Below are 22,220 nucleotides of genomic sequence, written 5' to 3'. Positions count from 1 at the left end.
CCCTCTGTCATATAACTGTCATATTTCGTACATTTCACTGTCATCAAACTGTCCTATTTTCCCTCCTGCAGCAATCACAGACTCTTACTAAAACGGCCCCAAGCCTGACTTTTCTCCCCTGGAGGGAACATGACACTGATGCGTAGCACCGTAGCCCGAATCCTCGCCACCACCTTCGCCGTAAGCGCGGTATCTGCTTTTGCGGCCACCGATCTCACTGGCGCAGGCGGGACGTTCCCGGCGCCGGTTTATGCCAAGTGGGCAGCAGAATATCAGCAAGCCACCGGTAGCAAAATTAACTACCAGGGCATCGGTTCATCTGGCGGCGTTAAACAGATCATCGCCAAAACCGTTGATTTCGGTGCGTCCGATGCGCCAATGAAAGATGAAGATCTGCAGAAAAATGGCCTGTTCCAGTTCCCTACCGTGATCGGTGGTGTGGTACTGGCAGTTAACCTGCCCGGTATCAAGTCAGGCCAGCTGACGCTGGATGGCAAGACCGTTGGCGATATCTATCTCGGCACCATCAAAAAGTGGAACGACCCGGCGATCGCCAAACTTAACCCGGGCGTGAAACTGCCGGAAACCAACATCAACGTGGTGCGTCGCGCTGATGGTTCAGGCACCTCATTCGTCTTCACCAGCTATCTGGCGAAAGTGAACCAGGACTGGAACAGCAAAATTGGTAAAGGCAACACCGTTAACTGGCCAGTGGGTCTGGGCGGTAAAGGCAACGACGGCGTCGCCGCGTTTGTTCAGCGTCTGCCGGGTTCAATCGGTTATGTTGAATATGCCTACGCTAAACAGAACAACCTGACCTACACCAAACTGATGGATGCTGATGGTAAAGCGGTGGCACCAAGCGAAACCAGCTTCAGCAATGCCGCGAAAGGCGCAGACTGGAGCAAATCGTTCGCACAGGATCTGACCTTCCAGAAGGGCGCTGATGCCTGGCCAATCTCCTCAACCACCTTCATTCTGATCTACAAAGACCAGGCGAATGCGGCCAAAGGCGCTGAAGTACTGAAGTTCTTCGACTGGGCTTACAAGAAAGGCAGCAAAACCGCCACTGCGCTGGATTATGCTGCGCTGCCAGAGAGCGTGACCGAGCAGATTCGCGCCGCCTGGAAAGCCAACATCAAAGACAGTTCTGGTAAAGCGCTTTATCAGTAATTGACCGACCCTGACCGGGCAGCGGTCCGGTCAGACCCAACGGGCGGCTCATGCCGCCCTGATAACTTCTGAAGACTGAGACTTCTATGGCTGCAACGAAGCCGGCATTCAAAGCCCCGGGTAAACAAGGTGATAAGATTTTTGGCGCGCTGGTCAGACTGGCTGCGCTGATTGTACTGTTACTGATGGGCGGCATTATTGTTTCCCTGATCATCTCCTCGTGGCCCAGCATCCAGAAGTTTGGTTTCGCCTTTTTGTGGACCAAAACCTGGGATGCGCCCAACGAACAATTTGGTGCACTGGTACCGATCTACGGCACCCTTGTAACCTCCATCATTGCCCTGATTATTGCCGTGCCGGTGAGTTTCGGTATCGCGCTGTTCCTGACTGAACTCTCACCCGCCTGGCTGCGTCGCCCGCTGGGCACGGCTATTGAGCTGCTGGCGGCTATCCCGAGTATCGTTTACGGCATGTGGGGCCTGTTTGTTTTCGCGCCGCTGTTCGCCGAATATTTTCAGACGCCGGTTAATGACGTGATGTCGGGCATTCCGATTGTCGGCGAACTCTTCTCCGGCCCCGCTTTTGGTATCGGTATTCTTGCGGCAGGGGTGATTCTGGCAATCATGATCATCCCTTACATCGCTTCGGTGATGCGCGACGTGTTTGAACAGACCCCGGTGATGATGAAAGAGTCTGCTTACGGTATCGGCTGCACCACCTGGGAAGTGATCTGGCGCGTCGTACTGCCCTTTACCAAAAATGGCGTGATTGGTGGTGTGATGCTGGGACTGGGTCGTGCGCTGGGCGAGACCATGGCGGTCACCTTTATTATCGGCAACACCTACCAGCTCGACAGCCCGTCGCTGTTTATGCCGGGTAACAGCATTACCTCAGCACTGGCTAACGAGTTTGCAGAAGCGGAGTCGGGCGTGCATGTTGCCGCGCTGATGGAGCTGGGACTGATCCTGTTTGTGATTACCTTTATCGTGCTGGCGATTTCAAAGCTGATGATTATGCGACTGCAGAAAAGTGAAGGAGCGCGCTCATGACCACGATTGAAATTCAGGCGCGTGCCGAACTGGACGCATCGCGCCGTAAAATGCAGTCCTGGCGCAGTACTAAAAATAAAATTGCGCTGACGCTGTCGCTGCTGACCATGGCATTTGGTCTGTTCTGGCTGGTGTGGATCCTGTTTACCACCGTAACGCGCGGCGTAGATGGGCTTTCCTGGTCCCTGTTCACTGAATCAACGCCACCGCCGAATACCGCGGGCGGCGGTCTGGCGAACGCCCTGGCGGGCAGTGGATTGCTGATTTTCTGGTCTACATTTTTTGGTACGCCGCTGGGCATCATGGCGGGTATTTACCTGGCGGAATATGGTCGCAAATCGGCGCTGTCAGAAGTGATTCGCTTTATTAACGACATTCTGCTTTCAGCACCCTCCATTGTGGTCGGCCTGTTCGTCTACACCCTGGTGGTGGCGAAGATGCAGCACTTCTCCGGCTGGGCCGGGGTGATTGCACTGGCTCTGCTGCAGGTGCCCATTGTGATTCGTACCACTGAAAACATGCTGCGTCTGGTGCCAGACAGCATGCGTGAAGCCGCTTATGCGCTCGGCACGCCCAAGTGGAAGATGATCTCGGCCATCACCCTGAAAGCCTCGGTCTCCGGCATCATTACTGGCGTGCTGCTGGCGATTGCCCGCATCGCAGGTGAAACAGCCCCGCTGCTGTTTACGGCACTGTCGAACCAGTTCTGGAGCACCGACATGATGCAGCCGCTGGCGAACCTGCCGGTCACCATCTTTAAATTCGCCATGAGCCCGTTTGCCGAATGGCAGAGCCTGGCCTGGGCGGGTGTGCTGATCATTACCCTTTGCGTGCTGTTGCTGAACATTGTCGCGCGTGTCATTTTCGCCAAAGGTAAACACGGTTAACTTCCGGCGCGGCCCTGAGCGGCGCCGTATAAGAGAGATGAATTATGAGTATCGCGACAGCATCAGCCGATAAAATTCAGGTCCGTAATCTGAACTTCTATTACGGCAAGTTTCATGCGCTGAAGAACATCAATCTGGATATCGCTAAGAATGAGGTGACCGCGTTTATCGGGCCCTCGGGCTGTGGTAAGTCTACCCTGCTGCGTACCTTCAATAAGATGTACTCACTCTATCCGGAGCAGCGGGCCGAAGGGGACATTCTGCTGGATGGCGAAAATATTCTGGCGACACAGCAGGATATCGCGCTGCTGCGCGCCCGCGTCGGCATGGTGTTTCAGAAGCCGACACCGTTCCCGATGTCGATCTATGACAACATCGCTTTCGGCGTGCGTCTGTTTGAAAAGCTGTCACGTGCCGATATGGATGAGCGCGTACAGTGGGCGCTGACCAAAGCGGCGCTGTGGAATGAAACCAAAGACAAGCTGCATCAGAGCGGTTACAGTCTTTCCGGCGGCCAGCAGCAGCGTCTGTGTATTGCCCGCGGCATCGCGATTCGTCCGGAAGTCCTGCTACTGGATGAACCCTGCTCCGCGCTGGACCCCATCTCCACCGGCCGTATCGAGGAGCTGATCACCGAGCTGAAGCAGGATTACACTGTGGTGATCGTGACGCACAACATGCAGCAGGCAGCACGCTGCTCTGACCATACCGCTTTCATGTACCTGGGCGAACTGATTGAGTTCAGCGATACTGACACGCTGTTCACCAAGCCCGCGCAGAAGCAAACCGAAGACTATATTACTGGCCGCTACGGCTGATCTGACAGGAGAACGACATGGATAATCTGAATCTGAATAAGCACATCTCCGGTCAGTTCAATGCCGAACTGGAGCATATCCGTACCCAGGTGATGATCATGGGCGGCATGGTCGAGCAGCAGCTGACTGATGCTATTACCGCGATGCATAATCTGGATGGCGAACTGGCGCAGCGGGTGATCGACGGCGACCAGAAGGTCAACATGATGGAAGTGGAGATTGATGAAGCCTGCGTGCGCATCATCGCCAAACGTCAGCCAACCGCGATCGATTTGCGTCTGGTGATGGCGATCATCAAAACGATCTCCGAGCTGGAGCGCATTGGCGATGTGGCGGAGAAGATCAGCCGCACGGCGCTGGAGAAATTTGGTCAACAGCATCTTCCGCTGCTGGTGAGCCTTGAGTCGCTGGGACGTCACACCGTGCAGATGCTGCATGATGTGCTCGACGCCTTTGCACGTATGGATCTCAATGAAGCGATTACCATCTACCGTGAAGATAAGAAGGTGGATAAAGAGTATGAAGGCATTGTTCGTCAGCTGATGACCTACATGATGGAAGATCCGCGCACGATTCCCAGCGTGCTGACGGCACTGTTCTGCGCCCGCGCCATTGAGCGCATCGGTGATCGTTGCCAGAACATCTGCGAAATCATCTTCTATTTCGTCAAAGGTCAGGATTTTCGTCATGTGGGCGGGGATCGGCTCGATGAATTACTGTCGGGTGACGATGGCAGCAACAAACCTTCCTGATACACCTTATCCCTGTGCCAGACAGGCGCAGGGATAAGCCTTTCTGATTGGTCACCTCCTGAACTCTCTTTATAATTGCGGCACTTTACTCTCTGAGGTGCGCAATGATGTCTCCTTCTCCCCAATCTAAACCGGGCGTAACGCCGGGCAAAGCGATGCTGGCTGCGGTCAGCGGTTATGCCATGGATGGATTTGACCTGCTGATACTCGGGTTTATGCTGCCGGCTATCAGTGTTTCGCTGGCGCTCAATCCATCACAGGCAGGATCGCTGGTGACCTGGACGCTGATCGGCGCGGTCATCGGTGGCATCGTCTTTGGTCATCTCAGCGACCGTTATGGTCGCATCCGCATGCTGACCGTCACGATTCTGGTCTTCTCTATCTTTACCGGCCTGTGCGCGGTGGCGCAGGGCTACTGGGATCTGCTCGCCTGGCGAACGCTGGCAGGTGTGGGGCTGGGCGGCGAGTTTGGGATCGGTATGGCGCTGATTGCCGAAGCCTGGCCTGCGGAGAAGCGTAATCGTGCCTCAGCCTGGGTCGGTATCGGCTGGCAGCTGGGCGTGCTGATGGCGGCCTTTATCACGCCACCGCTACTGAATATTATCGGCTGGCGTGGCATGTTCCTGGTTGGTTTGTTGCCTGCGCTGGTCTCGTTCGCCATTCGTCGCGGGATGGGAGAACCTGAGGCGTATCAGCGACAGGTTAAACATGTGCCGTCACTCTCGTTTCCGGCACGCCTGAAGCTGCTGGTCCGCGATCGCGCTACCGCTAAAGCCAGCCTGGGCATTTTTATCCTCTGCTCCGTCCAGAATTTTGGCTACTACGGGCTGATGATCTGGATGCCGAGCTACCTCTCCTCCAGCTTTGGTTTCAGCCTGACAAAATCGGGCCTCTGGACCGCCGTGACCGTCGTCGGCATGACCTTTGGCATCTGGCTGTTTGGCGTGCTGGCTGATCGCTTTGCACGCTGGAAAATTTTCCTGCTCTATCAGTTTGGCGCTGTCGTGATGGTGGTGGTCTATGCGCAGCTGCGTGACCCGAACATCATGCTCTTTACCGGCGCCATCATGGGAATGTTTGTTAACGGCATGATTGGCGGCTATGGGGCGCTGATTTCCGATACCTTCCCGCCACAGGTACGTGCCACCGCGCAGAACGTCCTGTTCAACCTTGGGCGTGGCGTAGGCGGTTTTGGTCCGGTCGTGATTGGCCTGCTGGCGAGCCAGTTCTCGTTCACAGCGGCGATTACCCTGCTGGCGCTGATTTATCTGCTGGATATTGTGGCAACGCTGTTCCTGCTGCCGAAGAAACAGAGTCAGGAAGATACGCTGGGGGCCATTGGCTGATGCTCACCTGAAGCAGGAGCTGTGACTGTCATCTCAGCTATTCGGGTTCAGCAACAGGATTCACAATCGTCATCTCAGTAGATGATCAGCAAGATGAGAAAAAAATCCGCACTCTATTTCAGGATAGAGTGCGGTTGATAACATATATCAAGCGGATACAGAGGGATTTATTCAGAGAGCTTACACACTCAATTAATCTCACTGGCAATAAAATTATCAGATTCCGATGAGATCAATTTTTGATCAGATTAATTTCTTTCTGGGTCTTGTCGCTTTTTTTAACACCAAATTTGCTTATGACTTAACTGATTTTATATCAGGCTTACTGGCACAGAATGGACATGCCATCACACCCGTATAGCTTATCCTGGCTACGCTAAGTGTCTGATTGAAAGTATAGCAACTTCCTATAAATGCCCGCCTTGTCTCTGAAGGCAGCTGCGGACAATCCATCCGATGCAGCAGCAATCCTCCGGTTGAATGATCGCTGACGTAGAATTTCATGGCCTTATACATGCCATATCCTTTTGCTGTGTGTAACAAACGAAAATTTAAAAATGCGCTTTTTAAGGTTAGCCATAACCTGTAAAAGCAGCGTCTGAATCCATGTGAAATTAATATGATTGCGGTTTTCACATTAGCTCGTCTGCGTTAAATAAATTTAGCATTTAATTTTAAAGTTAAAAAACATTTTTATTTGGGCTAAATAAATACCTTGTACAGATAAATCCTTTTTTGCTTTAGAATCTAAGAAGGATAGTTTTGCTAAGTTACTGATTTGTTGTTTCGCAAACATTAGTCCGTTTCATAAATCATTACGATGAGTAAGAATAAAGACATATAAAAAAAGCCATAAGAACCTGAGTTAAAAGAGTTCTTATTTTATACGCACTGAGGTTTGATTCAATAATTGTGATTTTAAAATCGACAATAAGATCAAAATATTTGATCAATATAACTTTGGCTGAGCCTGTAAATATTACATTAAGGGTATAATTGATGAGCGTTATTATTGCGTGTGGCAGTAAATCATTAAACAATTTTATCCAGGTCTTTTTTTTATCGTCAGATGAGCGTGGGTAATATCGTCATGCAGGGTGTGGATGTAATGCGCCGTTACCGCACAGCGTAATACCAAAAAAAAGCCGCAGGCGGAGTAATTTGCTTGCGGCATAAGTCAGCGACTTGCTTCAGGTACTTTATTCTGTTGTCAGGTGCTACTCACTCTGCCAGTGAAAGGGGGAATGTTGCACCGCAACAACCTGCAGGCCATTCTTTATCTTCACCACCCGTTGTGGACCCAATATCTGCTGGGGCTCAGGGTTTTTATTCAGCATCACCCTAGCATGTGTGATGCCAGATCTTTCAGCTAGCTGGCACGTATGGCCTGCTATCGCAGGCCTCTTCTTTGCTTTGGCCGCAGTCCTTTGAACCAGGGTGGTAGCTGGCTTCGTGAAAGATTTGATACTTCCTTCTTCTATTGCGTCAGCCTGACCATTATTGGGTTGTTTCAGGCATACCAGACATCGGCCAACTTCGTGGTGATGCTGTAAAGCTACGGTCATTGCCTGCAGCGCTGTATAAAGGGTGCCAATAAATGTCCGATCGTCGAGAGACTTCGGAATTAAATTACACCCTTCCCGATGTAACAACGTTCCGCTCTCATAATGATTGCTGATGTAGTATTTCATTGCTTTTAACATGCTAATTCCTTAAGCATTACTGGACCTGAATATATCAGGTGAAAGATAATGATATTGATTCTTATTATTATAGTTTCTATTGTCGGGCAGATAATGATTGCATAACTCGCCTGGAACTAAATGCGCGCGCCCAAAAAATCGTTTTAATTTGCGTGAAGGTATTTAACCGGTTTAACCCGCGCAATCTGAATCAACGCTGAATTTCACGTTACGTAAAACAGAAGCATTTTAGTGTAGCAGCGAAATAAGCTGGCAGTTAGCTGAGATACACTTTTCTGGTGTTGACTGATTAAGCGTCAGTGCAAAGAATAGTGGGGCAAGGTGGTAAACAGTATCCGCCTGCTTCGCACACCGGCAGACAACATCGCCAGCCTGGCTTATCGGCATACGCCAGCATTAAACCTTATTATCGACGGGGGCCATTAATTGATACTGCGCCAGGAGACGCGTTAATACGGCAGCGGCTGAACAGTAAGAGGCAGTAGCAATAAGGAAGGATGCCAGGCCAAACGGTTGCTAAACCGGGCATCCTGGACGGATTACTTCATGAGCGGCAGAAGTTGCTGATACAGAATTGAAAAGGTCTCCCGACGTGACTGGTAATGTACCCTTTTGTCCGGATCCGGTTGATGCCGCTGCACCAGAGTCGGCGTCGGGACGGTGACTTTCGGATTCAGCGCCTGCTGCGCCAGCCTTGCGGCGCCCAGAGCCGGACCCACTTCACCTCCGTGGCAATAGTCCAGCGTCTGGCCACTGATATCCGCCAGCATCTGACGCCACAGGGTGCTGCGTGCGCCGCCGCCGATCAACATAATACTCTTTGGCTGCACGCCACACTCATGCAGCACATCCATGCCCTGCGCCAGAGCAAATCCCACCCCTTCCAGCACCGATCGTGCCAGCTCAGGCCGGCCATGCTGGTGGGTAAAGCCAAAGAAGGCGCCCAGTGCATTCGGGTTGTTATGCGGCGTACGCTCACCGGAAAGATAGGGCAAAAACCATAACCCGGGTACGTCATCGCGTGCGCGCTCCGCTTCAGCCAGCAGCTCAGGAACATCTTTGCATCCGGTCAGCGTTGCTGCCCAGTCCAGACAGGAGGCTGCGCTGAGCATCACCGACATCAGATGCCAGCGCTGCGGTAACGCATGGCAGAAGCTGTGTACCGCGCGCGCCGGATTGCTGAGATAGCCGTCGCTTACCACAAAGTAGACGCCCGATGTCCCCAGCGACAGCATTCCCTGACCGGGTTCGGTCATGCCGACACCTATCGCACCTGCAGCATTGTCGCCACCGCCCGCAGCCAGCGGCACCGCGTTCATCTTCCACCGTGTTGCCAGTTCAGCATGTAGAGTGCCCGTCAGGGCATTGCCTTCATAGAGCGTCGGCATCTGCTCCCGGCAGAGATCGCAGGCGTGCAGCATCACATCGCTCCAGTCACGCTGCGCCACATCCAGCCACATTGTCCCTGCGGCATCGGACATATCAGTGGCGAAGTCGCCACTTAATCGCCAGCGCAGATAATCTTTGGGCAACAGCACGTGAGCAATCTGACTGAAGATGGCCGGTTCATGCTGCTGCACCCACAGCAGCTTGGGAGCTGTGAAGCCGGGCATCATCAGGTTGCCGGTGATAGCCCGTGAATCCGGCACCTTCCGTTCCAGCTCACAACACTGCGCCTCGCTGCGTCCGTCATTCCAGAGCATGGCCGGACGTAATACCTGGTTAGCGCTGTCGAGCAGCGTGGCACCATGCATCTGTCCGCTCAGCCCGATGGCCTGCACTGCACGCAGGTCCTGCTTCGCGCTCAGCGCCTGCATAGCCAGCTCCAGCGCCTGCCACCAGCTTTCGGGATCCTGTTCACTCCACAAGGGCTGTGGACGCGAAACCTGCAGGGGCGACGTTTCTGTCGCCACCACGTTGCCCTGTGCATCCATCAGCACCACTTTGACGCCAGAGGTGCCTAAATCGATCCCGATAAACATGCTCTGCTCCTGAAGGGTTAGAAATCAAACAGGTAGTGATTCACCAGATTTTCCAGCTGCTCCTGACGTCCGCTCTGATGCTGCGGATTGAGTTGCTGCTGCTGAGCATGCGCCGCCAGTGCCTCCAGTGAAAACTCACCTTTCAAAATTTGCTGACCGAACTCACCATTCCAGCCGCTGTAGCGCTGTGCCACACGCTTATCAAGTTCACCATCGCTGATCATGCGAGCCGCCACTTTCAGCGCCAGCGCCATGGTATCCATCGCGCCAATATGACCGTAGAAGAGATCATATTTATCGGTGCTCTGACGACGCACTTTGGCATCAAAGTTTAAGCCGCCAGTGGTAAAGCCGCCCGCTTTAAGGATCTCATACATCACCAGTGCATTCTCTTCCACGCTGACCGGGAACTGATCGGTATCCCAGCCGCACTGCGGATCGCCGCGGTTGGCATCGACTGAACCAAAAATACCCAGCGCAATAGCGGTAGCGATTTCATGATGGAAAGAGTGGCCCGCCAGCGTGGCGTGGTTGGCCTCCACGTTAACCTTGATCTCTTTCTCCAGGCCGAACTGTTTCAGGAAGCCATACACCGTCGCGACATCATAATCATACTGATGCTTAGTCGGCTCCTGCGGTTTCGGTTCAATCAGCAGCGTGCCCTGGAAGCCAATTTTATGTTTGTGTTCGACCACCATTTGCATAAAGCGGCCAATCTGCTCGCGCTCCTGGCGCAGATCGGTATTCAGCAGCGTTTCATAGCCTTCCCGTCCGCCCCACAACACATAGTTTTCGCCGCCCAGGGTTTTGGTCGCCTGCATAGCACTGCAGACCTGCGTCGCGGCCCAGGCAAAGACTTCCGGATCGGGATTAGTGGCAGCGCCAGCCCCGTATCGCGGATGGGTAAAGCAGTTGGCCGTGCCCCACAACAGTTTCACGCCAGTCTCTTGCTGTTTCTCCAGCAGTTTATCGGTCATAGCGGCAAAGTTTTCTTTGTAGCTGTGCAGCGAATCACCTTCAGGTGAGACATCAACGTCATGGAAGCAGTACCACGGCACATTCAGTTTATGGAAAAACTCAAAGGCCACATCCGCCTTTAGTTTTGCCTGCTGTAGCGCATCCCCGCTTTTCTGCCATGGGCGATCAAAAGCCCCCACGCCAAACATATCTGCACCATTCCAGCAGAAGGTGTGCCAGTAACAGGCAGCAAAGCGCAGATGCTCCGCCATGGTCTTGCCGAGGATGACCTCATCGGGATTGTAGTGGCGGAAAGCAAGAGGATGCGTCGACTGGGTGCCTTCATAACGAACCCGATCGATCTGATCGAAATAAGCGTGCATGGTGTGCTCCTTAGCATCAGTACCCGAATGGTCTGCGTTGAAGCAATATTCAATAGGGGCTGTGGCTTCAGCTCAATTACGATATTTCATAACGGGCATCAGATAATTATTATTTGTGCGCTGTCTCGCAAAATAATGTTATTAACGGGATGATTTAACCTGTTCACTCTCTTGTCTTAAAAAGATGAAACCTCGATCGCGCTCATAAAAAATGAAATAAACCAAAAAACGTAATAGCCGGATAAAAATCAGTAATTGCTGTAACCGGAGAAGAAGGGCAACAATTCATCCGCCTGGTTTATAGGCCTGAAACGACAATAGCCTCAACCTACAGGATGATCACAATGAAGATGAAACATGCACTGCTCGCCGCCTGCGCGGCGCTGGCGCTGTTCAGCCAGACCAGCGTGGCAAAAGAAGTGAAGATCGGCATGGCGATTGACGATTTGCGCCTTGAGCGCTGGCAGAAAGACCGCAATATTTTCGTTAAACAGGCGGAAACACTGGGTGCTAAGGTGTTTGTTCAGTCAGCCAACGGCAACGAAGAGACACAGATGTCGCAGATTGAAAATATGATCAATCGCGGTGTCGATGTGCTGGTGATTATTCCCTACAACGGTCAGGTATTGAGTAACGTTGTCGCTGAAGCGAAACGGGAAGGCATTAAAGTGCTGGCCTATGACCGAATGATAAATAATGCCGATATCGATTTTTATATCTCTTTCGATAATGAAAAAGTGGGCGAGTTGCAGGCCGAAAGCATTGTGAAACAGGTGCCTAAGGGCAACTATTTTTTAATGGGCGGTTCGCCAGTGGATAATAACGCCCGCCTGTTCCGTGCCGGACAGATGAAAGTGTTAAAACCTTATATTGATAACGGCAGCATTAAAATTGTCGGCGATCAGTGGGTCGATGCCTGGCTGCCGGAAAACGCCCTGAAAATTATGGAAAATGCCCTGACCGCCAACAGTAACCACATTGATGCGGTCGTTGCCTCAAATGATGCCACCGCAGGCGGTGCCATTCAGGCCCTTAGCGCGCAGGGGCTGGCCGGAAAAGTGGCGATCTCCGGACAGGATGCCGATCTGGCCGCGATTAAACGTATCAAAGCGGGTACGCAGACCATGACGGTTTACAAACCGATCACGGAGCTGGCCACCGAAGCGGCGAAAATAGCCGTCGAACTGGGTGAGGGCAAAACACCCGCCAGCAACAGCACGCTGAACAATGGCCTGAAAGATGTGCCGTCACGGCTGCTGAAGCCGATTCCGGTTAACAAAGACAATATCGAAAGCACCGTGGTGAAAGACGGTTTCCACAAACAGAGCGAACTCTGACCGCGCATAGCGTGAGGGAGAACAGTCGATGCTGCTGGAAATGAAAAACATCACCAAACGTTTCGGTGCTGTTAAGGCGCTGAATGATGTCAGCCTGCAACTTGAGGCGGGTGAAGTGATGTCGTTGTGCGGTGAGAATGGATCGGGCAAATCGACGCTGATGAAAATCCTGTGCGGACTCTATCCGCACGGCGATTTTGAGGGACAGATTCACTTCTCTGGCGACGACATTCAGGCACAGACCATTCGCGATACCGAACGTAAAGGCATTGTGATTATCCATCAGGAGCTGGCGCTGGTGCGGCAACTGACGGTGATGGAGAACATCTTCCTCGGCGCCGAACTGAGTCGTTTCGGCATGGTGGATGATGAAACCATGACCCTGCGCTGCCAGCAACTGCTGGCGCGGGTCGGGCTGAACGTCTCGCCTGCAACCCGCGTGGGCGAGTTAGGCCTGGGTCAGCAGCAGCTGGTGGAGATTGCCCGCGCCCTTAACAAACAGGTCCGGCTGCTGATTCTGGATGAGCCGACCTCTTCTCTGACGGAGCAGGAGACGGATGTGCTGCTGAGCATCATTCGTAATCTGCGTGAACACGGTATCGCCTGCATCTACATCTCGCACAAGCTGAACGAGGTCAAGGCGATCTCCGACACCATCTGCGTAATCCGTGACGGCCAGCATATTGCCACCCGTCCTGCGGCAGGCCTGAGCGAAGATGACATCATCACCATGATGGTCGGACGCGAGCTGACCGCGCTCTATCCCCATGCGCCGCATCAGATTGGCGATGTGATACTCAAAGTGGACAATCTCACCGCCTGGCATCCGGTTAACCGCCACATCCGCCGCGTCAACAACGTCTCGTTCACACTCAGACGCGGTGAAATCCTTGGCATTGCCGGGCTGGTCGGCGCAGGCAGGACTGAAACGGTGCAGTGCCTGTTTGGTGTCTGGCCTGGGCGCTGGCAGGGTGATATCTGGATCAACGACAAACAGGTCAACATCACTGATTGCCGTGCCGCGATTGCGCACGGCATTGCGATGGTGCCGGAAGATCGCAAAAAGGATGGCATCGTGCCGCTGATGGCGGTGGGCAAAAATATTACCCTGGCGGCACTGGATCAGTTCAGTCACCGACTCTCGACGCTGGATGAAGCGCAGGAGCAGCAAGCGATCAACGACGCGATCAGTCGGCTGCGCGTAAAAACCTCCTCATCGGAACTGCCGATTGGCCGTTTAAGCGGCGGCAACCAGCAGAAAGCGATTCTGGCGAAGTGCCTGCTGCTCAATCCAAAAATCCTGATCCTGGATGAACCGACACGCGGCATTGATGTGGGTGCCCGTCAGGAGATCTACCTGCTGATCAATGCGCTGGTTCAGCAGGGTATCGCGGTGATTGTGATTTCCTCTGAGCTGCCGGAAGTACTGGGCCTGAGCGATCGGGTTCTGGTGATGCATGAAGGGCAGATCAAAGCCGATTTGATTAACGATAATCTGACTCAGGAGCAGGTGATGGAAGCTGCCCTGCGGAGTGAACATTATGCTTAAAAGTGAAAGTACCCAAAGCCGCCTCTCAGGTACGCCGGGCAAACCGTCACCGGGCAGGTTCACGCTGCCCAACCTGCAGGTTCTGGTGATGCTGGGCGCGATTGTGCTGATTGCGCTGTTCTTTACCTGGACTACCGACGGCTCGTGGCTCAGTGCGCGTAACGTCTCCAACCTGCTGCGACAGACCGCTATCACCGGCATTCTGGCGGTCGGCATGGTGTTCGTGATTATCTCGGCGGAGATCGACCTGTCAGTGGGTTCTATGATGGGTCTGCTGGGCGGCGCGGCGGCAATCTTTGACGTCTGGCTCGGCTGGCCGCTGCCGCTGACCATCGTGGTCACACTGGTGATGGGACTGCTGCTCGGCACCTGGAATGGCTGGTGGGTGGCGTATCGCAAAGTGCCGTCGTTTATTGTGACACTGGCGGGGATGCTGGCGTTCCGCGGTATTCTGGTCGGCATTACCGATGGCACCACCGTTGCGCCGATTACACCGGGCATGTCGCAGATTGGACAGAGTTATCTGCCGGGCGGTGTCGGTTTCGGCTTTGGTGTTGCAGGTCTGGCGCTGTTTACACTCTGGCAATGGCGGCTGCGGCTGCGTCGTCAGCAACTCGGCCTGCCACAGGGCGCAGCAAGCGGCACCGTGGGGCGTCAGGCGATCACGGCTATCTTAGTGCTGGGTGCCATCTGGTTACTCAATGATTATCGTGGCGTACCTACGCCGGTGTTGTTGCTGGCTGTGCTGCTGCTGGCGGGCATGTTTATGGCAACCCGCACCGCATTCGGCCGTCGTATCTACGCTATCGGCGGCAACATAGATGCAGCCCGCCTCTCTGGCATTAACGTGGCGCGCACCAAGCTGGCGGTGTTTGCCATCAACGGTGTGATGGTGGCGATTGCCGGGCTGATCCTCAGCTCGCGGCTGGGTGCAGGCTCACCATCGGCGGGTAATATTGCGGAACTCGACGCGATTGCCGCCTGCGTCATTGGCGGCACCAGCCTGGCGGGCGGCGTGGGGTCGGTTGCGGGCGCGGTCATGGGGGCCTTTATCATGGCCTCGCTGGATAACGGCATGAGCATGATGGATGTGCCGACTTTCTGGCAGTACATCGTCAAAGGCGCGATTCTGCTGCTGGCGGTGTGGATGGATACCGCAACGCGGCGTCGGGTGTAATCGCGCGGGCGATCACATTGTGGCGCAAACAATTTTTTTGCCCCTTTCAGCCGTGTTATGCAATGCGCTAAGGATTTAAGGGAACGCGCCATCATGCATGATAAACGTTATCGCATTACGCTGTTGTTTAACGCCAATAAAGTGTATGACCGTCAGGTGGTTGAGGGCGTCGGTGAGTATTTACAGGCGTCGCAGACAGACTGGGATATCTTCATCGAAGAAGATTTTCGCTGCCGCATCGACAACATCCGTGAGTGGCTGGGTGATGGGGTGATCGCCGATTACGACGATCGCTCTATCGAAGCTCTGCTGTCGAATGTCTCTGTCCCCATTGTCGGCGTGGGTGGCTCTTATCATCGCCAGGAAGATTATCCTCCGGTGCATTACATCGCCACTGACAACGCCGCGCTGGTGGAGAAAGCTTTTCTGCATCTGAAAGAGAAGGGCATCAACCGCTTTGCCTTTTATGGTTTACCGGCCTCCAGTGGCAAGCGCTGGGCGCAGGAGCGGGAACAGGCATTTCGTCAGCTGGTAGGGCGTGAGCGTTACCAGGGCGTGGTCTATCAGGGCATGGAGACCGCGCCGGAAAACTGGCAGCACGCGCAGAACCGGCTCGCCGACTGGCTGCAGACACTGCCGCCGCAAACCGGCATTATCGCCGTGACTGACTCCCGGGCGCGACATCTGCTGCAAGCCTGTGAACACCTGAAAATACCTGTACCGGAAAAGTTAACGGTGATCGGGATTGATAATGAGGAGCTGACCCGCTATCTGTCACGCGTCGCGCTCTCGTCCGTGGCGCAGGGTTCACGGCAGATGGGTTATCAGGCGGCCAAACTGCTGCACCGGTTGCTGGATAATCAGCCTCTGCCCCTTCAGCGCATTCTGGTGCCGCCGGTGAAAGTCATCGCAAGGCGCTCAACCGACTTCCGCTCACTGCGCGATCCGGCGGTGATTCAGGCAATGCACTACATCCGCTTTAACGCCTGTAAGGGCATTAAGGTGGAACAGGTGCTGGATGCGGTCGGGCTGTCGCGATCTAATCTGGAAAAACGCTTTCGTGATGAGACCGGCGACACCATTCATGCCATGATTCATCGCGAAAAACTGGAAAAAGCGCGCGAACTGCTGGCTTCTTCATCGCTCAATATCAATGAGATCTCGCAAATGTGCGGTTACCCTTCGCTGCAATACTTCTATTCAGTGTTCCGCAAAAGCTACGACACCACTCCAAAAGAGTATCGCCAGCATTTTGGTGAGAATGTGTTGTAGCAGGAAAGGGTGAGTCTGGCGGGGATGGATATCGGGTAAAAAAGCACGGACCGGGGCACTAAAACACCCGCTGCTCCCTCTCCTCCAGCACCGCCAGTGCCAGCCCGTTAGCCGGGTCAATCCGGTTCTCCGGGAACTGCAGCTGAGTATGCGCGGCGGTAAAAGCCAGCGCGTTACCGTGTGCGGTATCGCGTACCGCCTTACAGAAGCGCTCACTGGCGTTCCACGGACAATCAATGATGATTGTGGCGGGATTGAGCAGCAGCATAATCTGACTCAGTGCCGCACCCAGATAGCCACCTGCCAGCGCCATCACCTCATCCACCACGCGTGGCGCGCTGTCGCGGTTCTGCCAGCTCAGCCCGGGCTGACGCTGTGCCAGCTGTTGTTTAATAGCAGGCTGACTGACCAGCGCTTCAAGGCAACCCCGACGACCACAACTGCAACGCGGCCCTTCGGGCTGGACAACCAGATGGCCGGCCTCGCCCGCCGTCCAGCTGTGGCCGGTAAAGACTTCGCCATGCTGTACCAGTGCGCCGCCAATCCCCTCTGAAATACGCAGATAAAAATGGCTGCTCTCCACCGATAATCCACGCTGATCAACAGCCAGCAGCGCGGCGGCTTTAACATTGTTCATAATGCGAATCGGCAGACGAACGTGCTTGCGTAGCGCGCTCAGCAGGTCAACATCCTGCCATTCAAGCGGCAATGAAATGTGCATCCAGCCGCGTCGCGGATCAACGATGCCGGGAAAGCCCAGGCCAATGCCGAGCAAATCGGGATAGTGCTCAGTCAGTTCACGGCACAGCATGGCCAGCTCAGCCAGCAGGCGGGTCGGATTACTGGTATCAGTACGTAGTGTCGCTTCAGCCAGTACCTGGGAAAAATAGTCGCAGACCCGCCAGTGGACCACGTTGCGTTCCACCATAATGCCTGCGCTCTTAAGTTTTTCTGGCCTGAGGGTAATCCCGATTTTAGGCCGTCCGGCGGCCGCCACGCTGACCGGGCCCAGCTCTTCGATCAGGCCTTGTTCAAGCAGGTCATCAATGATTAATGAGACGGTATTTTTGCTGAGTGTCAGCACCTCCGCCAGATCCTGACGCGACGTCACGCGCAGCTTACGCAGCTGACTCATCACCCGTTTCTGGTTATTCAGTCTCAGTAGTGCAGGGCCTTTGCCATTCGTTTTCATCACGGGTTCACTCAACAGAGGAGTAACAATTGAGTGTATCAGCCCATGCGGATTCTTCATCCCACACTTTGCGTGCTGTTTCACACAACCCAATCGACGGTGGCGGAGATCGTGATGATGATCGGATTGCCGGATTAACACGGGTGTTCTGTGGTACCGGCGGAGCGGGCGAGACTGCGGGTGCAGCACCGTTGTCTGCGCCGGGTAGGGGAGAAAGACAAAGCAAGGGTGGTGAATGGCAAGGATGCGGAACATCAGGCCCGATTAACGCAGTGACCCGGCACAGCCGGGTCACTGATTAATATTCGTCGCCGCGCACCCGACTGCGATAGCTTTCCCAGTCGAAACGCACCCACAGGCTGTTACCGAGCCGCATACGATCCATGACGCGTTCACCCAGCAGTGCATTCATACCTGCATGGTCGAGGTTAGATAACATGCCGGTCGGTCGTTTCGACGAAGAACGGCGATCAACTATCTGGTTGATGATCACTTTTTCGTAGCGCGATTCGCTCTGCATACCAATTTCATCAATCACCAGCAGATCAACGCTGCTGAGATCCTGAATCAGCCGTTCTTCGGTAATGCCGCTACTGCCGCTGAAGGTGCCCTTCATACTCGACATTAGATCGGCCACCGTCACGATCAGCACGCTTTTACCGCGCAGAATCAGGTCATTGCCAATCGCGGCAGCCAGATGGTTCTTACCGGTGCCGGGACGTCCTGAAAAGACAAAGCTGGCGATGCTGCCATCAAATTCGGCAGCGTACTGACGTGCCAGCTCCAGCGCTTTGCGCTGTCCCTCGTTCTCTACCCGGTAATTATCAAATGAGCAGTTCATGTGCAGCTCACGAATACCGGATCGGCCCATCACGCGCTGCATTTTCATTGCGCGGTTTTCACGCACAATCGCCTCTGAACGCAGGCGACCCTGCTCCTGATTCCACGCCAGCAGCTCTTCACCATTGGCAAATTTCGGCCGGGTGCCCTCAGGCATCATTCTTTTCAGACGGTTAAAGAGATCGTTGGGCGTTTTCATCATTCACCTCGGAAACCATCGGGAATGGTACGGTCAGGATCAGGCAACTGCGTAATATCACGCTTCGGTTGCCCGCCGTTTGCGGCGCGGTTCATCTGAATGCTGCGCGCCAGCTTTTGTTGCCACTGCACATGATGGAACATCCGGCCTTCGGCCTGCCAGTAGGCCACAAAGGCCGCCAGCTCGCTGGGCGTCACCGGTTCACTTAGCGCCACGCCCCAGATGGCGGCCTGACGGGTAAAGTCGGCATCCGGCTGCCAGCCCTGATACATGGCGAACTTGCCTGCCGGCGTATGAATCGCGGCGGGCGCGTCGTCATACAGGCTGTCATCCAGCGCCACATCATTTGGCTGCCGGGCGGCGGTTTCCAGCGCCAGCAGCTCAGCCAGACGCGTCGGTGTGATGGCGTACATCACCGGCGCATAGTTATCTAACACCGCCAGCGTGCCCTTTTCCGCCTGCTGCAGGGCAGTCAGCGGATCCTGTCGGAAGGCATCCAGGCCAATAAGCGTTGAAGTTAAGATTTTAGCTGACATGAAAAGACCTGAGGTTAACGAACACCTTGCGTCGGGAACCCATCACCGACGCAGAAGTGTTTATTGTACCTGTTTTAAGGGTGCGGATCGCTTAAAAAGCAACGCTGCGGATCAGTGTGAGGTGACCGTGGAGGTCGCGTGGCGGGCCGGTGCAGATTCGGTGATTTGTACCCGGACACCCGCAGCAGCCGGACGGGTCTGCCACAAATAGCGCACTGAGGCGAGCCAGCAGAGGCTGTATCCCAGAAGCTCGGTACCCTCTTCGGCCATGTTTTTCACCACGCGGTTGTAATCTCCCAGCATCAGATGCTGCCACAGCGCATGCACACCAAACAGGCGGGAGAAGACCAGCACCACTAAGAAGCCAGAGGCCATCACCGGCCAGCTGCGATGCAGCAGCAGATTCGCCAGCGCATGCACGGTTTTTTTTGGCGTCCGCAGCGCGACAGCCAGCGAACCCGCCGTAACGGCCAGAGCAAACCAGACCCAGCTGCCGTGCTGAAAAGTATCAAAAACAAAGTCGAGTTCGCGGATGAGCATGCAGCTGTAAAAGCCCGCCACTAAGGTCAGCGCCCCGCGCTGAGCGGGACGACGGCGAGCCGCAATAAAGAACAGTGCGGCGATCATCGCCAGCATGCATTCCTGGGTGGTTTCAGTAAAAGAGGTTTCGTGGAGCGCGTCGTTCATCCAGGCCACATCAATGTAGACAGGGACGATAGTCAACGCGAGAACCAGAGCTGCCAGAAGGAAAACCGCTATTTCGCGGCCAATAATTGTCAAATCGTTGCGCATAAGGTTACCGGTATAATGATTAGCGGACTCATTATATTTTAAACGCCCGATTCCCTTTCTCATTTTATGCCCCGCTAGAAGCTGGCACTGAATCCAAAGGTATAAAGTTGCTGCTCCTGATTATTCAGCGCCTCACTTTGTGAAAACGCAGCAAAAGCCGCCAGATTCGCGTTGAGTGGCATTTGTGCACCGATGCTCACATCAATGCCATCGGATTGATCAGAGCCGTTGGTTGCCTCGCGCCGGGGATTCTGCGATGTATCGGCCATCAGATAGTGATAACTCAGCTGCGCCCAGGGCGATATCCATCCCTGTTTCGAATCAATGCGCCAGCCGACGCTGGCGCTCTGCTCACGGCTCTGCTGATCGCTGTAATCGCATTGCAGACAGTTCATCTGCTGCGGATCGACCGCATACTGCGCCACGGGTCCGGTGGTGAGTGACGGGGCAATAGGCAGGTCAACGCCCGCCCGATAGCGTTTTCCCAGCGGCGTAGTGCCTACGCTGCCGGTTTCACTGTGCAGGGCAATGGGGGATGCGGTAGGCGAGTTAATGGCGGCTTCAAACAGGGCGCGGCTTTCATCGCTGAAGGCGAGTGGGTTCAGGGCGATCTTCTCCGCCAGGATCGTGTCGTAGTCGGGAGAGAAGACGGGATGTTGAGGCGCAGAGGTGCCACCGCGGGCAAAAGTCGGTTGCGTTAAGAGTAACAGGCATACAGCACAGCAGGTCCGCAGACCTTTCCAACCGCTTCTCGGCACCATCGCTTCTCCGGGCAAAACTGAAGTTATTATCCGGCGTCTTAATTAAATTTTCGGCCCGTCTCTGTTATTTAACCGGTGGTTGTTTAACTATCAACCGATAAATTCTAAGATCAAGCGGACCGCCAGAATTTTCACGTCATTAAAGGAAAAAAGTGATGCAACGATGTGGTTGGGTAACGCAGGATCCCCTCTATCTGGCCTATCACGACCGTGAATGGGGTGTGGTGCAAAGAGACAAGCGCGCGCTGTTTGAGATGCTTTGTCTGGAAGGGCAGCAGGCGGGATTATCCTGGATCACCGTGCTGAAAAAGCGGGAAAACTATCGGGCGGCCTTTCACCAGTTTGATCCGCAGGCCATAGCATTGATGGATTCCACAGATATTGACGCGCTGATGCTCAACAGCGGCATTATCCGCCACGCGGGTAAAATCGCGGCCATTATCGCTAACGCGCGTGCTTATCTTGAAATGGAGACGAAAGGCGAGGATTTCAGCCACTTCGTCTGGCAATTTGTCGATAACGTGCAAATCGTTCACGATTATTCTGATTACAGCCAGGCACCCACGACGTCAGAGCACGCCATTGCGCTCTCTAAGGCGTTAAAACAGCGTGGTTTTAAATTCATCGGCCCCACAATTTGCTACTCCTTTATGCAGGCCTGTGGGCTGATAAACGATCATCAGAGCAACTGTTTTTGTCATCCTGACAATCAAAAGACGTGATTCCCGTTAAATCAGGATTTTTCCGCACTACATTCCCTGGCATCAGGCGGCATAATCGTGCCACTTATGGGAAAGGTTTTCCCCTGTGTGTCGAATGTAAGGGAACAAAAATGCAGAAAAAATTAATCGCCATCACTTTGTTATTAAGCGGCAGCCTGGCCCTGCCAGGGTGTACGACCAATCCTTACACCGGCGAATCTCAGGCGGGTAAGTCAGGCGTGGGCGCGGGCCTGGGCGCACTCGTGGGTGCCGGTGTCGGCGTGCTCTCCTCGTCGAAAAAAGATCGTCGTAAAGGCGCACTGATTGGTGCCGCTGGCGGTGCTGCACTGGGCGGTGGCGTGGGCTACTACATGGATGTACAGGAAGCGAAACTGCGCGACAAAATGCGCGGCACGGGTGTCAGCGTGACCCGTAATGGCGATAACATCGTTCTGAATATGCCAAATAATGTCACCTTCGACTCTAATAGCAGCAATCTGAAACCGGCCGGTGCAAATACCCTGACCGGTGTTTCAATGGTGCTGAAAGAGTATCCGAAAACAGCGGTAAACGTCGTAGGTTACACCGACAGCACTGGCAGCCGTGCACTGAACATGCGCCTGTCTCAACAGCGTGCTGAAAGTGTTGCCAGCGCGTTGATCGTGCAGGGTGTTGCCAGCGATCGCCTGCGTACGCAGGGTGCAGGCCCGGATAATCCGGTTGCCACCAACAGCACCGAAGCAGGCAAAGCACAAAACCGTCGTGTTGAGATCACGCTCAGCCCACTGTAATAATCGCGCGCGCCCCCGACCTG

At 54.3% G+C, this 22,220-nt stretch carries 20 protein-coding genes; 12 read left to right on the top strand and 8 right to left on the bottom strand.

What is annotated here, in order from left to right:
- The first annotated feature begins 129 nt into the window (after positions 1 to 129).
- The 6 genes from pstS (at position 130) to KTJ90_RS00185 (ending at position 6,025) form a co-directional block, all read left to right on the top strand.
- Complete coding sequence (gene pstS, locus KTJ90_RS00210; RefSeq protein ID WP_003849544.1) at positions 130 to 1,173, top strand: phosphate ABC transporter substrate-binding protein PstS; 1,044 nt, start codon at positions 130 to 132, stop codon at positions 1,171 to 1,173.
- Positions 1,174 to 1,259: 86 nt separating this feature from the next.
- Positions 1,260 to 2,222, top strand: coding sequence for a phosphate ABC transporter permease PstC (gene pstC / locus KTJ90_RS00205; protein WP_003849546.1), 963 nt, complete (start codon positions 1,260 to 1,262; stop codon positions 2,220 to 2,222).
- Entirely contained in the window at positions 2,219 to 3,109 is an 891-nt protein-coding gene (pstA, locus tag KTJ90_RS00200; protein WP_003849548.1) for a phosphate ABC transporter permease PstA, read from the top strand. Before pstC ends, pstA begins: the two co-directional genes overlap by 4 nt.
- Positions 3,110 to 3,153: 44 nt before the next feature.
- Positions 3,154 to 3,927, top strand: a complete 774-nt coding sequence (gene pstB, locus KTJ90_RS00195) for a phosphate ABC transporter ATP-binding protein PstB (protein WP_003849550.1) — start codon at positions 3,154 to 3,156, stop codon at positions 3,925 to 3,927.
- 17 nt (positions 3,928 to 3,944) lie between these two features.
- On the top strand, positions 3,945 to 4,679 hold the full coding sequence (gene phoU / locus KTJ90_RS00190) for a phosphate signaling complex protein PhoU (RefSeq protein ID WP_003849553.1): 735 nt from the start codon (positions 3,945 to 3,947) through the stop codon (positions 4,677 to 4,679).
- Positions 4,680 to 4,783: 104 nt separating this feature from the next.
- Positions 4,784 to 6,025 (top strand): MFS transporter, encoded by a 1,242-nt coding sequence (locus KTJ90_RS00185; RefSeq protein ID WP_003849555.1) that lies wholly within the window; start codon positions 4,784 to 4,786, stop codon positions 6,023 to 6,025.
- A gap of 1,217 nt (positions 6,026 to 7,242) precedes the next feature.
- Here KTJ90_RS00185 and KTJ90_RS00180 read toward each other — a convergent pair.
- The 3 genes from KTJ90_RS00180 to xylA all read right to left on the bottom strand — a co-directional run bounded on the left by KTJ90_RS00180 (position 7,243) and on the right by xylA (position 11,050).
- Positions 7,243 to 7,728 (bottom strand): hypothetical protein, encoded by a 486-nt coding sequence (locus KTJ90_RS00180; protein WP_008926378.1) that lies wholly within the window; start codon positions 7,726 to 7,728, stop codon positions 7,243 to 7,245.
- Positions 7,729 to 8,267: 539 nt separating this feature from the next.
- Complete coding sequence (gene xylB, locus KTJ90_RS00175) at positions 8,268 to 9,710, bottom strand: acetate and sugar kinases/Hsc70/actin family protein (protein WP_499025740.1); 1,443 nt, start codon at positions 9,708 to 9,710, stop codon at positions 8,268 to 8,270.
- Positions 9,711 to 9,727: 17 nt separating this feature from the next.
- On the bottom strand, positions 9,728 to 11,050 hold the full coding sequence (gene xylA / locus KTJ90_RS00170; protein WP_003849568.1) for a xylose isomerase: 1,323 nt from the start codon (positions 11,048 to 11,050) through the stop codon (positions 9,728 to 9,730).
- 344 nt (positions 11,051 to 11,394) lie between these two features.
- On the opposite strand from xylA, the gene xylF reads away from it, so the two are divergent.
- The 4 genes from xylF (at position 11,395) to xylR (ending at position 16,385) form a co-directional block, all read left to right on the top strand.
- Positions 11,395 to 12,387, top strand: a complete 993-nt coding sequence (gene xylF, locus KTJ90_RS00165) for a D-xylose ABC transporter substrate-binding protein (protein WP_003849571.1) — start codon at positions 11,395 to 11,397, stop codon at positions 12,385 to 12,387.
- Positions 12,388 to 12,415: 28 nt separating this feature from the next.
- Positions 12,416 to 13,936: a xylose ABC transporter ATP-binding protein gene (locus tag KTJ90_RS00160; protein ID WP_003849573.1), complete on the top strand. Its 1,521-nt coding sequence runs from the start codon at positions 12,416 to 12,418 to the stop codon at positions 13,934 to 13,936.
- Entirely contained in the window at positions 13,929 to 15,113 is a 1,185-nt protein-coding gene (gene xylH, locus KTJ90_RS00155; protein ID WP_003849574.1) for a xylose ABC transporter permease XylH, read from the top strand. Before KTJ90_RS00160 ends, xylH begins: the two co-directional genes overlap by 8 nt.
- Before the next feature lie 93 nt (positions 15,114 to 15,206).
- On the top strand, positions 15,207 to 16,385 hold the full coding sequence (xylR, locus tag KTJ90_RS00150; RefSeq protein ID WP_003849577.1) for a D-xylose utilization transcriptional activator XylR: 1,179 nt from the start codon (positions 15,207 to 15,209) through the stop codon (positions 16,383 to 16,385).
- 58 nt (positions 16,386 to 16,443) lie between these two features.
- Here xylR and KTJ90_RS00145 read toward each other — a convergent pair whose 3' ends face one another.
- From KTJ90_RS00145 to KTJ90_RS00125, 5 genes are all read right to left on the bottom strand, one after another.
- Positions 16,444 to 17,577 carry an ROK family protein gene (locus KTJ90_RS00145; RefSeq protein ID WP_003849580.1) on the bottom strand — a complete coding sequence of 378 codons (1,134 nt, stop codon included), beginning with the start codon at positions 17,575 to 17,577 and terminating at the stop codon, positions 16,444 to 16,446.
- A gap of 298 nt (positions 17,578 to 17,875) precedes the next feature.
- Complete coding sequence (gene dnaC, locus KTJ90_RS00140; protein WP_003849584.1) at positions 17,876 to 18,616, bottom strand: replicative helicase loader DnaC; 741 nt, start codon at positions 18,614 to 18,616, stop codon at positions 17,876 to 17,878.
- Entirely contained in the window at positions 18,616 to 19,152 is a 537-nt protein-coding gene (gene dnaT / locus KTJ90_RS00135; protein WP_008926380.1) for a primosomal protein DnaT, read from the bottom strand. The genes dnaC and dnaT overlap by 1 nt, the downstream gene beginning before the upstream one ends.
- Before the next feature lie 111 nt (positions 19,153 to 19,263).
- Entirely contained in the window at positions 19,264 to 19,944 is a 681-nt protein-coding gene (locus tag KTJ90_RS00130) for a hypothetical protein (protein WP_033743345.1), read from the bottom strand.
- Positions 19,945 to 20,018: 74 nt separating this feature from the next.
- Positions 20,019 to 20,705, bottom strand: a complete 687-nt coding sequence (locus KTJ90_RS00125; protein ID WP_003849591.1) for a hypothetical protein — start codon at positions 20,703 to 20,705, stop codon at positions 20,019 to 20,021.
- 155 nt (positions 20,706 to 20,860) lie between these two features.
- Here KTJ90_RS00125 and KTJ90_RS00120 point away from each other — a divergent pair, with 155 nt between their 5' ends.
- Complete coding sequence (locus KTJ90_RS00120; protein WP_182630224.1) at positions 20,861 to 21,427, top strand: DNA-3-methyladenine glycosylase I; 567 nt, start codon at positions 20,861 to 20,863, stop codon at positions 21,425 to 21,427.
- A gap of 110 nt (positions 21,428 to 21,537) precedes the next feature.
- Entirely contained in the window at positions 21,538 to 22,197 is a 660-nt protein-coding gene (locus KTJ90_RS00115) for an OmpA family lipoprotein (protein ID WP_078805075.1), read from the top strand.
- Positions 22,198 to 22,220: the final 23 nt, after the last annotated feature.

The organism is Pantoea jilinensis (assembly GCF_019104105.1).
In the GTDB taxonomy this organism is placed as follows: Bacteria; Pseudomonadota; Gammaproteobacteria; order Enterobacterales; family Enterobacteriaceae; genus Pantoea; species Pantoea eucalypti.
Note: the sequence above shows the minus strand (reverse complement) of the source record. Positions and strands in the feature narration are given on the sequence as shown.